Annotated in this window: 17 protein-coding genes; 10 read left to right on the top strand and 7 right to left on the bottom strand. The window is 73.4% G+C overall.

Annotation, left to right across the window (positions count from 1 at the left end):
* Positions 1-39 precede the first annotated feature (39 nt).
* Positions 40-1,638, top strand: a complete 1,599-nt coding sequence (locus MUN78_RS06550) for an ABC-F family ATP-binding cassette domain-containing protein (RefSeq protein ID WP_244693716.1) — start codon at positions 40-42, stop codon at positions 1,636-1,638.
* Here the strand turns inward: MUN78_RS06550 and MUN78_RS06545 are convergent.
* Genes MUN78_RS06545 through MUN78_RS06530 form a run of 4 tightly spaced genes read right to left on the bottom strand, consistent with a single transcriptional unit; the run spans position 1,622 to position 4,106 of the window.
* A complete protein-coding gene (locus MUN78_RS06545) occupies positions 1,622-2,584 on the bottom strand; it encodes a cutinase family protein (RefSeq protein ID WP_244729522.1) in 963 nt (320 codons plus the stop codon). The genes MUN78_RS06550 and MUN78_RS06545 overlap by 17 nt on opposite strands.
* Positions 2,574-3,482, bottom strand: coding sequence for an SURF1 family cytochrome oxidase biogenesis protein (locus MUN78_RS06540; RefSeq protein WP_244729520.1), 909 nt, complete (start codon positions 3,480-3,482; stop codon positions 2,574-2,576). Before MUN78_RS06540 ends, MUN78_RS06545 begins: the two co-directional genes overlap by 11 nt.
* Entirely contained in the window at positions 3,472-3,708 is a 237-nt protein-coding gene (locus MUN78_RS06535) for a hypothetical protein (protein ID WP_244693713.1), read from the bottom strand. Before MUN78_RS06535 ends, MUN78_RS06540 begins: the two co-directional genes overlap by 11 nt.
* On the bottom strand, positions 3,705-4,106 hold the full coding sequence (locus MUN78_RS06530; protein WP_244729518.1) for a DUF3099 domain-containing protein: 402 nt from the start codon (positions 4,104-4,106) through the stop codon (positions 3,705-3,707). Before MUN78_RS06530 ends, MUN78_RS06535 begins: the two co-directional genes overlap by 4 nt.
* Positions 4,107-4,242: 136 nt before the next feature.
* Between MUN78_RS06530 and fabG the strand changes: the two genes are divergently transcribed.
* Together fabG and MUN78_RS06520 are read left to right on the top strand one after the other, a co-directional pair.
* Positions 4,243-4,953 (top strand): 3-oxoacyl-ACP reductase FabG, encoded by a 711-nt coding sequence (gene fabG / locus MUN78_RS06525; protein WP_244693711.1) that lies wholly within the window; start codon positions 4,243-4,245, stop codon positions 4,951-4,953.
* A gap of 79 nt (positions 4,954-5,032) precedes the next feature.
* The gene (locus tag MUN78_RS06520) at positions 5,033-5,842 is read left to right on the top strand and encodes an isocitrate lyase/PEP mutase family protein (protein ID WP_244729516.1); all 810 of its coding nucleotides are present in this window, start codon (positions 5,033-5,035) and stop codon (positions 5,840-5,842) included.
* A gap of 28 nt (positions 5,843-5,870) precedes the next feature.
* On the opposite strand, the gene serB is transcribed toward MUN78_RS06520, so the two are convergent.
* A complete protein-coding gene (gene serB / locus MUN78_RS06515; RefSeq protein ID WP_244729514.1) occupies positions 5,871-6,518 on the bottom strand; it encodes a phosphoserine phosphatase SerB in 648 nt (215 codons plus the stop codon).
* Between the two features lie 112 nt (positions 6,519-6,630).
* Between serB and MUN78_RS06510 the strand changes: the two genes are divergently transcribed.
* Both MUN78_RS06510 and MUN78_RS06505 read left to right on the top strand, forming a co-directional pair.
* Positions 6,631-7,449 (top strand): ABC transporter ATP-binding protein, encoded by an 819-nt coding sequence (locus MUN78_RS06510; protein WP_244693708.1) that lies wholly within the window; start codon positions 6,631-6,633, stop codon positions 7,447-7,449.
* 96 nt (positions 7,450-7,545) lie between these two features.
* Positions 7,546-7,794, top strand: a complete 249-nt coding sequence (locus tag MUN78_RS06505; RefSeq protein WP_244693707.1) for a type B 50S ribosomal protein L31 — start codon at positions 7,546-7,548, stop codon at positions 7,792-7,794.
* Positions 7,795-7,929: 135 nt separating this feature from the next.
* On the opposite strand, the gene MUN78_RS06500 is transcribed toward MUN78_RS06505, so the two are convergent.
* Entirely contained in the window at positions 7,930-8,631 is a 702-nt protein-coding gene (locus MUN78_RS06500; protein ID WP_244693706.1) for an exonuclease domain-containing protein, read from the bottom strand.
* A 100-nt stretch (positions 8,632-8,731) separates the two neighbouring features.
* Between MUN78_RS06500 and MUN78_RS06495 the strand changes: the two genes are divergently transcribed.
* The 3 genes from MUN78_RS06495 to MUN78_RS06485 are packed head-to-tail and all read left to right on the top strand — an operon-like array spanning position 8,732 to position 11,333.
* Complete coding sequence (locus tag MUN78_RS06495; protein WP_429952304.1) at positions 8,732-9,643, top strand: alpha/beta fold hydrolase; 912 nt, start codon at positions 8,732-8,734, stop codon at positions 9,641-9,643.
* Positions 9,640-10,536 (top strand): TrmH family RNA methyltransferase, encoded by an 897-nt coding sequence (locus MUN78_RS06490; RefSeq protein ID WP_244693705.1) that lies wholly within the window; start codon positions 9,640-9,642, stop codon positions 10,534-10,536. The genes MUN78_RS06495 and MUN78_RS06490 overlap by 4 nt, the downstream gene beginning before the upstream one ends.
* A complete protein-coding gene (locus MUN78_RS06485; RefSeq protein ID WP_244729512.1) occupies positions 10,533-11,333 on the top strand; it encodes a phosphatase PAP2 family protein in 801 nt (266 codons plus the stop codon). Before MUN78_RS06490 ends, MUN78_RS06485 begins: the two co-directional genes overlap by 4 nt.
* Positions 11,334-11,800: 467 nt before the next feature.
* Here MUN78_RS06485 and MUN78_RS06480 read toward each other — a convergent pair whose 3' ends face one another.
* A complete protein-coding gene (locus MUN78_RS06480; RefSeq protein ID WP_244693703.1) occupies positions 11,801-12,622 on the bottom strand; it encodes an SDR family NAD(P)-dependent oxidoreductase in 822 nt (273 codons plus the stop codon).
* A gap of 106 nt (positions 12,623-12,728) precedes the next feature.
* Here MUN78_RS06480 and MUN78_RS06475 point away from each other — a divergent pair, with 106 nt between their 5' ends.
* The gene (locus MUN78_RS06475) at positions 12,729-13,220 is read left to right on the top strand and encodes a MarR family winged helix-turn-helix transcriptional regulator (protein ID WP_244693702.1); all 492 of its coding nucleotides are present in this window, start codon (positions 12,729-12,731) and stop codon (positions 13,218-13,220) included.
* Between the two features lie 193 nt (positions 13,221-13,413).
* Positions 13,414-14,073 carry a phosphoribosylanthranilate isomerase gene (locus MUN78_RS06470; RefSeq protein ID WP_244729511.1) on the top strand — a complete coding sequence of 220 codons (660 nt, stop codon included), beginning with the start codon at positions 13,414-13,416 and terminating at the stop codon, positions 14,071-14,073.
* Positions 14,074-14,082 lie beyond the last annotated feature (9 nt).

The raw sequence follows: 14,082 nt of genomic DNA, 5'->3' as shown, positions 1-14,082 counted from the left end.
ACTCGAGAGGTTGTCCGCGCACCAGAAGGAGCCCCTCTCATGATCACCGTCGAGGATCTCGCCATCGACGTCGGCGCCCGGCGCCTCATGTCGGGGGTGACCTTCCGTGTGAACCCCGGCGACAAGATCGGCCTCGTCGGCCGCAACGGAGCCGGCAAGACGACGCTCACGCGCACGCTCTCGGGCGAGCTGCAGCCCGCTGCAGGCAGCATCGCCGTGACCGGCGAGCTCGGCTTCCTGCCGCAGGATCCGCGCACCGGCGACCCCGAGCAGATCGCGCGCCACCGCATCCTCGACGCGCGCGGGCTCGGCACCCTGCAGCAGGACATCGAGCGCGCGACCGTGGACATGGCCGCCGAGGATCCCGCTGTCGCCGAGAAGGCGATGAAGCGATTCGGCACCCTCACCGACCGGTTCCAGGCGCTCGGCGGATACGCCGCCGAATCCGAGGCCGCATCGATCTCGCACAACCTCGGGCTGCCCGACCGCATCCTCGACCAGCCGCTGAAGACGCTCTCCGGCGGTCAGCGTCGGCGCATCGAGCTCGCGAGGATCCTCTTCTCCGATGCGGACACGATGATCCTGGACGAGCCGACGAACCACCTCGACGCCGACTCGATCGTGTGGCTGCGGGACTTCCTCAAGCACTCGAAGGCCGGCGTGATCGTCATCAGCCACGACATCGATCTCGTCGGCGAGACGGTGAACCGCGTCTTCTACCTCGACGCGAACCGTCAGGTCATCGACATCTACAACATGAACTGGAAGCTCTACCTGCGCCAGCGCGCGGCCGACGAGGAGCGGCGCCGCAAGGAGCGGGCCAACATCGAGAAGAAGGCCTCGGTGCTCAAGGACCAGGCCGCCCGCTTCGGCGCGAAGGCCTCGAAGGCCGCCGCGGCCCACCAGATGGTGGCGCGCGCCGACAAGATGCTCGCGGGCCTCGAGGAGGAGCGCCAGGTCGACCGGGTCGCGAAGCTGCGCTTCCCCGACCCCGCGCCCTGCGGCAAGACCCCGCTCATGGCCCAGGGGCTCTCGAAATCCTACGGCTCGCTCGAGATCTTCGCGGGCGTCGACCTCGCGATCGACCGCGGCTCGAAGGTCGTGATCCTGGGCCTCAACGGCGCCGGCAAGACGACGCTGCTGCGCCTGCTCGCCGGCGTCGACGAGGCCGACACGGGCGAGCTGGTCGCCGGGCACGGCCTCAAGGTGGGCTACTACGCCCAGGAGCACGAGACCCTCGACGTCGCGGCGAGCGTGCTGCAGAACATGGTCTCGGTGTCGCAGCACCTCACCGAGACGGAGGCGCGCCGGGTGCTCGGCTCATTCCTCTTCACGGGGGACGATGTGCACAAGCCGGCCGGCGTGCTCTCGGGCGGCGAGAAGACCAGGCTCGCGCTCGCGATGCTCGTCGTCTCGAGCGCGAACGTGCTGCTGCTCGACGAGCCGACGAACAACCTCGACCCGGCGAGCCGCGAGGAGGTGCTCGACGCGCTCGCGCACTTCTCGGGCGCGGTGGTGCTCGTGTCCCACGATCCGGGCGCCGTTGAGGCGCTGAACCCCGAGCGGGTGCTCATCATGCCCGAGGCCACCGAGGATCACTGGTCCAAGGAGTACCTGGAGCTCATCGAGCTGGCGTAGCCGCGTCGCCGTCCGCTGCGGCGCCGCCCCCGCCGTCAGCGTCGGCGGCGCGCGCTCCGGCGTCGGCGTCCCCGACGCGACCGGCATCCGATCCGACGGGGGAGAGCCGGGTGATGGCGAACGCCGCCCCGTCCTGCTGCATGCCGTTCTCGTAGTAGGCGAGATGGGGCTCCTCGTCGAGCTCCAGACTGCTCTGGCAGACGAGGTCGCCGGCGACGCAGTAGTCCCGCAGCCGCTCGGCGTAGGCGTCGAGGCTGCCGGGCGGGCGGGGGAGGAGGCCGTTCAGCCCGGGGTCGTAGTCGCCCGTGTTGTACGGCTCCGTCCCGACGAAGCGGGGATCCCCGTAGAGCACGATGGCGCGGATCCGAGCACCCGCAGCGTCGTCGACCTCGCCCGCCGCGGCTCCGACGAGGCGGACGGCGGGGTCGGCGAGCGCATCGCCGATCACGAGCGCGCCCTGGGAGTACCCGAGCAGCACGAACTCCTGCTCGGGGCAGGCCTCCGCCTGCACGTCGAGGGTGTCCACGAGCGTCCGCACGCCCCGGGTGCCGCCGAGCTGCACCTCGGTGTCGGCGGGGTAGTCCACGTCGACCGTCTCCACGGCGTCCGGTCGCGCCTCGGCGATCGCCCGCGCGACGGGGGAGAGCAGCTGCCCCGAGCTCGGCTCCCCGGTGCCGCGGGCCGTGACGACGAGCACGGGGGAGCAGTCGAGCGCCTCCACGACGGGTTCGGGATGCGCCTCGGCGTCGTAGCGGTCGGTCTCCGCGGGTTCCTCGGGCTGCTGCGTGACCTCGGTGAGCGATTCGCGCGTCGCGCCCGGATCGGTGCCGGGGGCGCAGCCGACGAGGCCCGCCGCGCACGTCGCGGCGAGCGCCGCGACGGCGAGCAGGCGGATCGTGCGCGCGGTCGGGCGGACCGCACGCCGTTCGGCAGCATCAGCGCGCATCGAGCAGGGCGTCCTCTTCCTCGGCGTCGCTGCGCCCGCGGCGCCGACGGCGCTCGGCGCTGCGACGATCCTGCGCGCGCACCGACTCGCTGTCGCCGTTGAAGCCGCGGTACTCGCGACGCGCCGCGTACCCGACGCCGATCACGGCGATGACGATGAACACGTACCACTGCAGCGCGTACGAGAGGTGCGGTCCCTCGTCGCGCTCCGGCTTCGGGGGGAGCACGCCGTGCTCGCCCGCGGGCTCCTCGGACACGAGCATCCCGTACGCGCCCGTGACGATGTCGAGCGACCCGGTGGCCGAGCGCGCCTCGGCGGCCCATTCCTCACCCGCAACGAGCCTCGCGAGCTCCGGCAGGTCGATGCTCGCGACGCTGCGGCCGGAGCTGGAGCGACCCGAGATCGCGGGCTCCGACGCGCGCAGCCGCACCTCCGCCTCGACCGGCCCCGTCGCGGGCTCCGGCAGCGCCTCCGCGGCGATGCCCTCATCTGCGGCCGCCCCGACCTGGATCGGCACCCACCCGCGGTCGACGAAGAAGATCCTGCCGTCCGAGGTGCGCATCGCCTGGATGAGGTCGGAGCCGACGCTGCTGTCGCCGGGCCGATTGCGGGCCAGGAAGGGGGCCCCGACGTATTCGCCCTCGACGCGCACGGTGCGCCACTTCTGGCGGTCCTCGTCGAAGGCGGCGGAATCGGGCAGCTCGTCGGCGAGCGCGACGGGCGCCGCGTCGTAGTTCGCGTCGATCCGGGCGATCTCGGCGCGCGCCTCGGCGCGCCGTTCGAACTGCCAGTTGCCGAGCAGCACGCAGGCGATCGCGAAGACGACGAGCATCGCCGCGTAGCCGAGCCAGCGCGCGGATCGCAGGAAGCGCCAGCCGACCTCGGGCTCAGAGGGCATCGATCCCCCTCACCTCGAGCGGGAAGTCCCGAGCCGCGAGGAAATCGCGGAGCACCTCGAGGTGCTCCGCGCAGGCGAGCCAGGTCTTGCGCCGATCCGCGGCGTGGATCCTCGGATTGCGCCAGAGGATCGCGGACGCGGCTTCGGCCCGGCACCCCGCCCGCGAGCAGGCGAACCGGTGCTCCGCGGCGTCGCCGAGGATCGAGGGTCCCGCTCCCGCGGTCACGCCCGCCCCTCCGCGACGTCTCCGCCCGGTTCGGCCGGGCTCCCCGGCGCCGCGCCGCGGCGCCGCTCGGGGTCGACATCGACGACGATGAGCGCGTCTGCGGCGCTCGGCGCCCGCTCCTCGCCCGCTGCGGGTTCCGGAGCCGTGATCGCCTGCGGTTCGGGGGCCTCGGGCGCCCGTTCGCCGCCGTGCGCCACGGCGTTGCCCACGAGCACTGCGAACCAGGGCAGGATGACGGCGCCGGCGGCGGCGAGGAGCACCCACCAGCCGCGCACCCAGATCAGCGAGAGCACGCAGACCACGCGCAGCGACATCGCGATGAAGTACATGCGCATCCGGTGCGCGCGATCCTCGGCCGGGTTCACACCCGCCGACGTCACGCTGTAGTTCTCGGCCATGCGCTCCTTCTCCGGTACCCGCCCAGCCTACGCGGTCCGGCTGGGGCCGCGCTCCGAAGCGCCGCGCGCCGGCCGCGCCCCGCCGTCGACCGTCGCATAGGCTGGGGGCGCTGTTCCCACGGATGGAAGGATCCCCATGACCACCTCGCGCACCGTTCTCGTGACCGGAGGCAACCGCGGCATCGGCTACGCCATCGCCGAGCGCATGATCGCCGACGGCCATCGCGTCGCCGTCACCGCCCGTTCCGGCGAGGGCCCCGCGGGATCGCTCACGGTGCGCGCGGACATGACGGACGCGGCCACGATCGACGCCGCCTTCACCGAGATCGAGGCCGAGCTCGGCGCCGTCGAGGTCGTCGTGGCCAACGCCGGCATCACGAAGGACACCCTGCTGCTGCGCATGTCGGAGGAGGAGTTCACGAGCGTCATCGACACGAACCTCACCGGCGCGTTCCGGGTGGTCAAGCGCGCCGCCAAGGGACTGCTGAAGGGGCGCTTCGGGCGGGTGATCCTCATCTCGAGCGTCGTCGGCCTCTACGGCAGTCCCGGACAGATCAACTACGCCTCGTCGAAGGCGGCGCTCGTCGGCTTCGCCCGCTCGCTCACCCGCGAGCTCGGCGCGCGGAACATCACCGCGAACGTCATCGCCCCCGGCTTCATCGAGACGGACATGACCGCGTCGCTGCCCGAGGCCCAGCAGCAGCAGTACCTCGACTCGATCCCCGCGGCCCGCTTCGGCCGCGTCGCCGAGATCGCGGGCGCGGCGTCCTTCCTCGCGGGCGACGACGCGGCCTACATCTCCGGCGCCGTCATCCCGGTCGACGGCGGCCTCGGCATGGGGCACTGACGGCGCGTCGCCTGGGCATCCCCACCGAGACCCGTCGCACCCCCTTCCGCTCGCCCGGCGGGCTCCGTAGCCTGGGGGCATGAACGCGCAGACCGCTCCCGAGTCCACCGCCCGTGCCGCCGGCGACGCCCAGACCCTCGCCGCCCTCTACGCCGCCCCGGAGATCCTCAGGGTGGTCAACGTCTGGGACGCCGTCAGCGCCCGCGTCGTCGCCGAGCTGCCCGGCACGCGGGCGATCGCGACGGCGGGCCACGGCATCGCGGCCTCCCACGGCTACCCCGACGGCGAACGGATCCCGCTCGACGTGATGCTCGCCGCGGTGGAGCGGATCACGGCCACGACCGCGCTGCCGGTCACCGCGGACCTCGACGGCGGCTTCGGCGACGCGGGGGAGACCGTGCGCCGCGCCATCGGCGTCGGGGTCTCGGGCGCGAACATCGAGGACCAGTTGCGCCCCCTCGACGCCTCCGTCGCGGTGATGCGCGCCGCGATCTCGGCGGGCGAGCGCGAGGGGGTGCCGTTCGTGCTCAACGCCCGTACCGACGCGCTCGTGCGAGCGGGGGACCGGCCGCGGGCGGAGTCGATCGCCGATGCGATCGAGCGCGGGCGCGCCTATCTGGACGCCGGCGCGCAGTGCGTCTTCGTGCCCGGAGTGCTCACGGCGGATGAGACCCGCGAACTCGTCGCGGGCATCGGCGAGCGGCGGATCAGCGTCATCGGCCTGCCCGGCGCGCTCGCGGCCGCCGAGTACGAGGCCCTCGGCGTCGCGCGCATCTCCTACGGGCCGATGCCGCAGAACGTCGCACTCACCGCGCTCAAGCGGCTGGGGGAGTCGCTCGCCTCCGACGGCGTGATCCCCGAGGGCACGGAGATGCTGAACAACCTCTGAGCCGTCGCGTCCTCCGGGCCGCGGACCCTCAGCCGACCCGGCCGAGCCGGTCGAGCTGGGGGATCGCCCGCGCGAGATCGTCCTCGATGGAGACGTCGGCGCGCTCGCGCACGAGCGGCTTGCCGTCGAAGGCGATCCCGATCGCCGCGACCGCCATCATCTCCAGATCGTTCGCCCCGTCGCCGATGGCGACCGTGTGCTCGAGGGGGATGCCGGCGGTGGCGGCCCACTCCCTGAGCGCCTCGGCCTTCGCCGCCGCGTCCACGATGGGACCGACCGTGCGCCCGGTGAGCGCACCGCTCGCGGTCTCGAGCCGGTTGGCGCGCCAGAAATCGAGACCGAGCTCCGCGGCGAGCGGATCGAGCACCTCGTGGAACCCGCCGGAGACGACTCCGACCTTGCCGCCGCGCGCGTGCACCTCCGCGATGAGCTCCCGGATGCCCGGCGTCGGCCGGACCCGCGCGTAGGCCTCGGCGAAGACCGTCTCGGGCGTGCCGGCGAGGGTCGCCACGCGCTCGCGCAGGCTCTCGGCGAAGTCGAGTTCGCCGCGCATCGCGCGCTCGGTGACGGCGGCGACCTCGGCGCGGCTGCCCGCGGCGTCCGCCAGGAGCTCGATCACCTCGTCGCGGATCGTGGTGGAATCGCAGTCGAGCACGACGAGGGGCGCAGCAGTCATGCCTCCAGTCTACGAGGGCGAGGAGGCTCCGGCGCGTTCTCCGGGCCCGACGACGAGCGCTCCCAGCGCGCCGTGATCCGCGACGCGCCGGGGCCGGACTACGCTGGAGGACATGGTCACTGTGCTGCGTCTCACCGATGTCACCTCCGTGCGCGACGGCCGGCCGATCCTCGACGGGATCACCTGGTCGGTCGAGGACTCGGAGCGGTGGGTGATCCTCGGACCGAACGGCGCGGGCAAGACCACGCTCATGAAGCTCGCGACCGCGTCCGACTTCCCGACCGGCGGACGCGTCGAGGTGCTCGGGAAGCGTCTCGGCGCCGTCGACGTCTTCGAGCTCCGCAATCGCATCGGCTTCGTCTCCTCGGCGAGCGAGCGACGGATCCCGCGCTCCGAGACGGTTCGCGACGTCGTGCTGACGGCCGCCTACGCGGTCGAGGGGCGCTGGAACGAGCAGTACGACGACACCGATGTGCGGCAGGCGGAGCGGATCCTCGCGGAATGGGACCTCGGCGGCTTCGCCGATCACGCCTACGGGACGCTCAGCGATGGGGAGCGCAAGCGCGCACTCATCGCCCGGGCCGTGATGACGGATCCCGAGATGCTGCTGCTCGACGAGCCGAGCGCGAGCCTCGACCTCGGGGCACGGGAGCGCCTGCTGCAGATGCTCTCCGGCTTCGCCCGGTCGAGCCATTCGCCGGCGATGATCATGGTCACCCACCACGTCGAGGAGGTGCCCCCCGGGTTCACCCACGCGCTCCTGCTGCGCGAAGGGCGGATCCAGGCGGCGGGTCCCATCGCCGAGACGCTGACGGCCGAGCACCTCGAGGAGACCTTCGGCATGCCCTTCGACCTCGCCGTGCACGAGGGCCGCTACTCCGCCGTCGCCCGCCCCGAGCGACAGGCCTCCGGGCCGGGCCGCGACATCTGATAAAGTAGGAAGTTGTGCGGTGACGCCGCAACATCCCAAGTCCTCGGAGCGTGCTGCTACACGTTCCACACCAGGCGAGAATCTGAAGGAACACTCATGAAGACCGATATCCACCCCGAGTACAACGCAATCGTCTTCCGCGACCTCGCGTCGGGGGAGACGTTCCTCACCCGATCCACGCTCACCAGCGAGAAGACGATCGAGCTCGACGGCGCGACCTACCCCGTCATCGACGTCGAGATCTCGAGCGCCTCGCACCCGTTCTACACGGGCAAGCAGCGCATCATGGACTCCGCGGGCCGCGTCGAGAAGTTCAACCAGCGCTTCAAGGGCTTCGGCGCCTGAGACTCCGCCACGACGACGCAGGGCGGGCGATCCGAGGGATCGCCCGCCCTGCGTCGTTCTCCGGCCGAGGAGCGCCGCCCCTGACCCGACCCGCCGCGCGTGTCGCCGCCGGCGCGGGGTGCGGCCGGGGAGCGCTCAGCGCCGCAGCGGCCAGCGGCCGTCGGCGATGAACTGCGGGTCGCGCGCCCGGCGCATGTAGTCCTGGAAGCTCGCGGCCTGCGCCGCCGCCCAGGCCACCTGCGCCCGGTGCAGCTGATCGAGCTCGCCCGGGACCACGTCGGCGTACTTCGCGGCGATGCGCTGCAGCACGCGGCCGGCCGCGATCGCGTCGTCTCCGGCGTCGTGTGCGGTGCCGATCTCGACCCCGTGATGCGCGGCCACCGCCTCGAGCGTGCGCTTGCCCTTGCGGTAGCGGTCAAACTGCTTGTCGAGGATCAGCGGGTCGATGACCGGCTCGAACGCCTCGGGCCAGGCGACCCCGTGCCGCGCGGCCTCCGCCGCGAGCAGGGTGAGGTCGTAGGGCGCGTTGTAGGCGACGACGGGGAAGCCGCGCTCGAGCATCTCGAGCAGCTGCGCGACGATCTGGCGGATGCCGACGGCGGCGTCCATGCCGCTCGCGCGCGCGACCTCGGTGCTGATGCCGTGGACCCGTACCGCGGCATCGGGGATCTCGATGCCCGGATCCAGGAGCCAGTCGTACCGTTCGACGACCTCGTCGGCGGGGCCGAGCAGGGCGATCGTCGCGCTCACGATGCGCGCGTGCGCCGTGTCGACGCCGGTGGTCTCGGTGTCGAACACCGCAAGGTGCGAGGCCCAGAGGGGGAGTGGTGCGGTCACGGCAGTCCTTTCGTCCCCGTCGATGCTACCGATACCCGGCGACACGCGCGTGCGCGCGCGGCCCAGCGGCCTGCCAGCCCGTCCGGCTAGCATCGTCCTCGTGCGTCCCCCTGTGCCCGCGCTCCGACTGAGCGTCCCTGATCCCGCGCTGCGCCTCGACACCCGGGCGTGGCAGTACGGCGATCCCTCGGGCGCCCCCGTCATCCTCGTCCACGGCTTCCGCGGCGACCATCACGGGCTCGAGGGCCTGGCCGAGGCGCTCGTCGCACGCCTGCCCGGCGTGCGCGCGATCGTCCCCGACCTGCCCGGGTTCGGCGAGACGCCCGCGGTGCCCGGGCGGGCGCACGATCTGCCGCTGTTCGCCGAGTGGCTGCGCGGTTTCGCCGCCGCCGTCGCCCCCGACGGCTTCGCCGTGCTGGGCCACTCCTTCGGCTCGCTCGTCGTGTCCGCCGCGCTCGCCTCGGGGCTCCCCGCGAGCCGCACGGTGCTCGTCAACCCGATCTCCGCTCCCGCGCTCGAGGGGCCGCAGGCCGCGCTCACGCGGCTCGCGATCGGCTACTACCGCGCCGCCGAGCTGCTGCCGGAGCCCGCCGCGCGCGGCCTCCTCGGCCACCCGCTCATCGTGCGCGTCATGAGCGAGGTGATGGCGAAGACCGGGGATCGGGAGCTCCGCTCCTGGATCCACGGCCAGCACGCCGCCTACTTCAGCTCCTTCGCCGACGCGAGCACCCTGCTCCAGGCCTTCCGCGCCTCGGTGTCGCACACGGTGAGCGAGTTCGCGCCGAGCCTCACGGGACCGACGCTCCTCATCGCGGGGGAGCGGGACGACATCACCCCCCTCGTGAAGCAGCTCGAGCTGCAGCGACGGATCCCCGGGGCCCGGCTGCGGATCATCCCGGGCACCGGGCACCTCGTGCACTACGAGGCCGTGGCCGATGCGGCGGCCTGCACCGCGGAGTTCCTCGCGACGGCATCGATCGCCGGAGCGACCGTGGGGGAGGACGCCGCGTGAGGCTCACGCGCATCGACGATCTCTCCGCTCCCGAGCTCGCCGATTACACCCGCCTCACCGACGTCGCGCTGCGGCGCGTCCGGGAGCCGTCGGAGGGACTGTACCTGGCCGAGTCGCCGAAGGTCATCGAGCGGGCGCTGCGCGCGGGGCACCGCCCGCGATCGGTCCTGCTGCTCGAGGAGTGGCTGCCCCGCATGGAGCCGCTGCTGGCGGAGCACCCGGATGTGCCGGTCCACGTCGGCGATCCCGCGCAGCTCGAGGAGCTCACGGGCTTCCACCTGCATCGCGGCGCGCTCGCCTCCATGCACCGCCCCGCCCCGCGCGACCCCGCGGCGCTGCTGCGGGACGCGCGGCGCGTGGTCGTGCTCGAGGACCTCACCGACCACACCAACGTGGGCGCGATCTTCCGCTCCATCGCGGCCCTCGGCGCCGACGCGGTGCTGCTCAGCCCGGCCTGCGCCGATCCGCTGTACCGGCGCGCGGTGCGGGTGAGCATGGGCGCCGTGCTCCAGGTGCCCTACGCGCGACTGCCGGAGTGGCCCGTCGCCGGGCCCCTGATCCGCGACGCCGGCTTCGAGCTCGCGGCCTTCGCACTGCGCGACGACGCGGAGGATCTCGCCGCGTTCGTCGACGACGTGCCCGAGCGCCTGGCGCTGATGTTCGGCTCCGAGGGGCCGGGGCTCAGCCGGCGGGCGCTCGCCTCGGCGACGCGCTCGGTCGTGATCCCCATGGAGCACGGGGTCGACTCGTTGAACGTCGCGACCGCGGCGGCGCTCGCGCTGTGGGCGGTGCGCACGGGGGACGCACGCGCCTCGCGCGGCGCGCGGCCGGCGACGCCCGCCCCGGGAGCGCCGGATGCTCGAACACCGCAGGCACCCGGGGAGTCGCGGTGAGCGGGGTCCGTGCGGGCTCGGCGCCCCGGCTCCGCGCGCTCTGGATCGCGCTGTTCTGGATCGCGGTCGGCGTCGCCTCGTACATCCTCGGCGTGCGCAGCGCACTCGGCCAGCAGGCCGAGGCGAGCGTGCTCGACGCGGCCGAGTTCACGACCGATCCGCCGGCGCCGCTGAACCTCGTGTCGATCCCGACGATCGCGATCGCCCTCGCCGCGATCGGCGTCATCGCGGCGCTCGCGCACGGCTTCGCGCGGGCGGCGCGGGTCGTGCTCGTCGCCGGAGCGGCGATCGCGACCTCGCAGCTCCTGAAAGGGCTGGTGCTGTCTCGCCCGACGCTCTTCGAGCTCGACGACGTGAACACCTTCCCGAGCGGGCACATGACGGTCTTCACCGCGCTCGTCGCGGCCCTGGCGCTCGCGGTACCGGATCGGCTCCGCGCGATCGTGGCGCTCGCCGGCACCGCGCTGCTGTCCGTCGTGGGCTGGCAGCTGCTCGCCTACGGCTGGCACCGGCCGAGCGACGTCTTCGGCGCCCTCGCACTCGGCGTCGCGCTGTTCGCCGCGGTCTCCGCGCTGTGGCCGTTGCGGGGGAGCGGGAGGCCGGCCCTCGGTGGCGGGATCGGGATCGGGCTCGCCCTGTGCGGCTGGATCGTCGTCGCCGCGGCGACGGCGCTCGCGGCGACCGCGGGCATCACGGCGAACGCGGATCTCATGCTCAGCGCGGGCGAATTCGGCGCCGTCGGCGCGAGCGCGCTCGCGGCGCGCTCCGTGCTGCGCCTCGGCGGCGTCCGGAACTGACATAATACGTGCCACGACGGGGCGAAGCGCACCCCGGGGAGGCCGACGGGCGGGAACGCACGCGCGCACGGCTCGCCAGCACCCGGCAGGACGTGCGGGGGCTCGTCAGCCAGGCGGCGGCAGAGAGCACGCGCAGCGGCTTCGGGAACGCGGCTTCGGGAACGCGGCACGCCCGGCGAGGCGCAGCGCATCGGATGCGCCGCGCGACTGCGCCCCGGGACGATCGCAGGCACCGTCCGCAACGGCGCACCGCGCATCGCGCATCGCGCACCACGACGGCGCACCGCGCACCCGGGCGTCGGCGTCCGACCGGCCGCGGATCCCGCGAAGACCCGCGTGCACGATAATCAATATTATGTCAGCTCACTGATTCGTGCGTCCCCCGGATCGCCGACGCACGCTCCCCGAGCGACGCCACCCGGCCCGGCGCCCACCCAACCCGGCGCCGTCCCGCTCGGCGCGCGCGTTCAGAGCATCGCGGTCAGCACTCCGCCGTCCGCACGCACGGCCGCGCCGTTCGTCGCCGAGGCGAGCGGACTCGCGAGATACGCGACGAGGCGCGCGATCTCGGCCGGCTCGATGAAGCGCCCGAGAAGACTGGTGCGATTCTGGCCGATGATGCTCGCGCGCATGGCGCTCTCGGATACCCCGTGAGCCGCGGCGACGGCCGCGACGCTGGCCCGGACCCCGTCGGAGTCGCACGGGCCGCCGAGCACCGTATTGACCGTCACCCCGGTGCCGCGCGTGTGCTTCGCGAGCCCGTTGCCCAGGGCGATCATGGCGGCTTTCGTGACGCCGTAGGGCACCATGTCGACCGGGACGTTGACGCCCGACTCGCTGCCGACCCCGACGATCCGACCCCAGCCCCGATCGAGCATCCCCGGCAGCAGGTGCCGCGCGAGCCGCACGCCGCTCATCACGTTCACCTCGAACGTCCGCAGCCAGCGCGCGTCGTCGACCTCGGCGAACTCCGAGAGCTCGAACACCCCGACATTGTTGACGAGGATGTCCACCTCGCCCATCGCGTCGAGCTCCGCCAGCACGCGTGCGGCATCCGCCGCGTCGCCGAGGTCGCCGACGATCCCGCGATGCCCGGGGCCGGAACCCCGCTCCCCCAGCCCGGCGAGCGCCGCGCGCACGCCCGCCTCGTCCCTGCCGTTCACGACCACGTCGGCCCCCTCGTCGGCGAGCTCCGCGGCGATGGCGTAGCCGATCCCCCGTGTCGAGCCGCTGATGAACGCGCGCCTCCCGGCCAGCTGCAGGTCCATATCCACTCCGTTCTTCCGCATGATCGCGGGCTCTTTTAGTTGCTTGAGAAACTATTCTGACATATTTTTATTTGTCTGGGAAATCACATCGCTCGCGCGGCCGCAAGACCCCCGCTAGGCTGCAGACATGCACGACGCCGAGGAGCCGAGGGAGCTGGACGCCGCAGAACTCGAGGTCTGGGCGGACTTCGCGACGCTGCTCGAGCGGTTGCCCGGAGCGCTCGATGCGCAGTTGCAGCGCGACAGCGGGCTCAGCCATTTCGAGCACGGCATCCTCACCGCGCTCGATCGCGCCCCGGGCCGCTCGCTGCGGATGAGCACCCTCGCCGGCTACGCGAGCAGCACCCCGTCTCGGCTCTCGCGCGCGATGTCCCGACTGGAGGCGAAGGGGTGGGTGCGCCGCTCCCCCGACCCGGACGACGGACGGAGCATCCGCGGCGAACTCACGGAGGCCGGGCGGGAGATGGTCGCCGGCTCGACGCCCGGACACCACGCGCTCGTCCGCCGCCTCGTCTTCGACTCGCTGACCGCGGCGCAGCTGCGGCAGCTCTCGACGATCAGCCGGCGGATATCCACGGCCGTCGATCCGGCTCCCGCGTGGCGTCCCGCCGCGCGCTGACCCCGCGTCGTCCGCGAGCGCGACGCCCCTCGCGCACCCGGCGGCATCCGTGCGCGCAGCACGGCACCCCTCGTCGGCGCCGGCCGCGAGGGCGCCGGGGCCGCGCACCGGGCGGCCCCGGTACGCTGGAGGCGCGTGCCGGATACGGCCGCGCGCCCGAGCACGATCGGGCGGACCGGACGGGCGGAGCGACATGTACCTCAAGATCTGCGGACTGCGGGATCCCGCGCACGCCGCGCACGCCGCGCGGCTCGGCGCCGACGCGGTCGGCGTCGTCATGAGCCCGCGCAGCCCCCGGCACGCGAACCGCACCGAGGCGGCCGCGGTCATCGCCGCGGCCCGCGCCGAGGCCCCGGCGATCGACACCGCCCTCGTCGTCAACACGCTTCCGGCCGCGGAGGCCGCGGCCCTCGCCGCGGAGCTCGGCTTCGACGTCCTCCAGCTGCACGGCCCCTACGACGCCGCAGATTTCGCCGACGCCCGACGGATCCTCCCCCGCATCTGGCGCGCGACCTCACTCGCGAGCGAACCCGATCTCCGGGCCGGCGACCGCGCCGAGGAGCGCCTCCTCCTCGACGGGGCCACGCCGGGATCCGGCGAGACCTGGGACGTGCGCCCGCTGGGGTCGGATCCGGCGCTGCGGGCCCGCATCGGCGACGGGTGGATCCTGGCCGGCGGCCTCTCCCCCGAGAACGTGGCCGAGGCCGTCTCGCACGCGCGCCCCTGGGGCGTCGACGTGTCGAGCGGCGTCGAGTCGGCGCCCGGGGTGAAGGATCCCGGCCGCATCGCCCGCTTCATCGCCGCGGCCCGTGCCGCGGGTGGCCCGGGCCGCGGTGCGACCGCGGCATCCTGAGGAGGAGAC

Origin of the sequence: Leucobacter allii (assembly GCF_022919155.1) — a bacterium.
GTDB lineage: Bacteria > Actinomycetota > Actinomycetes > Actinomycetales > Microbacteriaceae > Leucobacter > Leucobacter allii.
The sequence above is the reverse complement of the archived record's forward strand: the minus strand, read 5'-3'. Positions and strand labels throughout refer to the sequence as shown.

Excerpts from the sequence above, each read along its gene's own strand:
- MUN78_RS06545 (WP_244729522.1), bottom strand. The coding sequence starts at position 2,584 with ATGCGCGCTGATGCTGCCGAACGGCGTGCGGTCCGCCCGACCGCGCGC.
- MUN78_RS06480 (WP_244693703.1), bottom strand. The coding sequence starts at position 12,622 with ATGCGGAAGAACGGAGTGGATATGGACCTGCAGCTGGCCGGGAGGCGC.
- MUN78_RS06475 (WP_244693702.1), top strand. The coding sequence starts at position 12,729 with ATGCACGACGCCGAGGAGCCGAGGGAGCTGGACGCCGCAGAACTCGAG.
- fabG (WP_244693711.1), top strand. The coding sequence starts at position 4,243 with ATGACCACCTCGCGCACCGTTCTCGTGACCGGAGGCAACCGCGGCATC.
- MUN78_RS06505 (WP_244693707.1), top strand. The coding sequence starts at position 7,546 with ATGAAGACCGATATCCACCCCGAGTACAACGCAATCGTCTTCCGCGAC.
- MUN78_RS06520 (WP_244729516.1), top strand. The coding sequence starts at position 5,033 with ATGAACGCGCAGACCGCTCCCGAGTCCACCGCCCGTGCCGCCGGCGAC.
- serB (WP_244729514.1), bottom strand. The coding sequence starts at position 6,518 with ATGACTGCTGCGCCCCTCGTCGTGCTCGACTGCGATTCCACCACGATC.
- MUN78_RS06530 (WP_244729518.1), bottom strand. The coding sequence starts at position 4,106 with ATGGCCGAGAACTACAGCGTGACGTCGGCGGGTGTGAACCCGGCCGAG.
- MUN78_RS06470 (WP_244729511.1), top strand. The coding sequence starts at position 13,414 with ATGTACCTCAAGATCTGCGGACTGCGGGATCCCGCGCACGCCGCGCAC.
- MUN78_RS06550 (WP_244693716.1), top strand. The coding sequence starts at position 40 with ATGATCACCGTCGAGGATCTCGCCATCGACGTCGGCGCCCGGCGCCTC.
- MUN78_RS06510 (WP_244693708.1), top strand. The coding sequence starts at position 6,631 with ATGGTCACTGTGCTGCGTCTCACCGATGTCACCTCCGTGCGCGACGGC.
- MUN78_RS06540 (WP_244729520.1), bottom strand. The coding sequence starts at position 3,482 with ATGCCCTCTGAGCCCGAGGTCGGCTGGCGCTTCCTGCGATCCGCGCGC.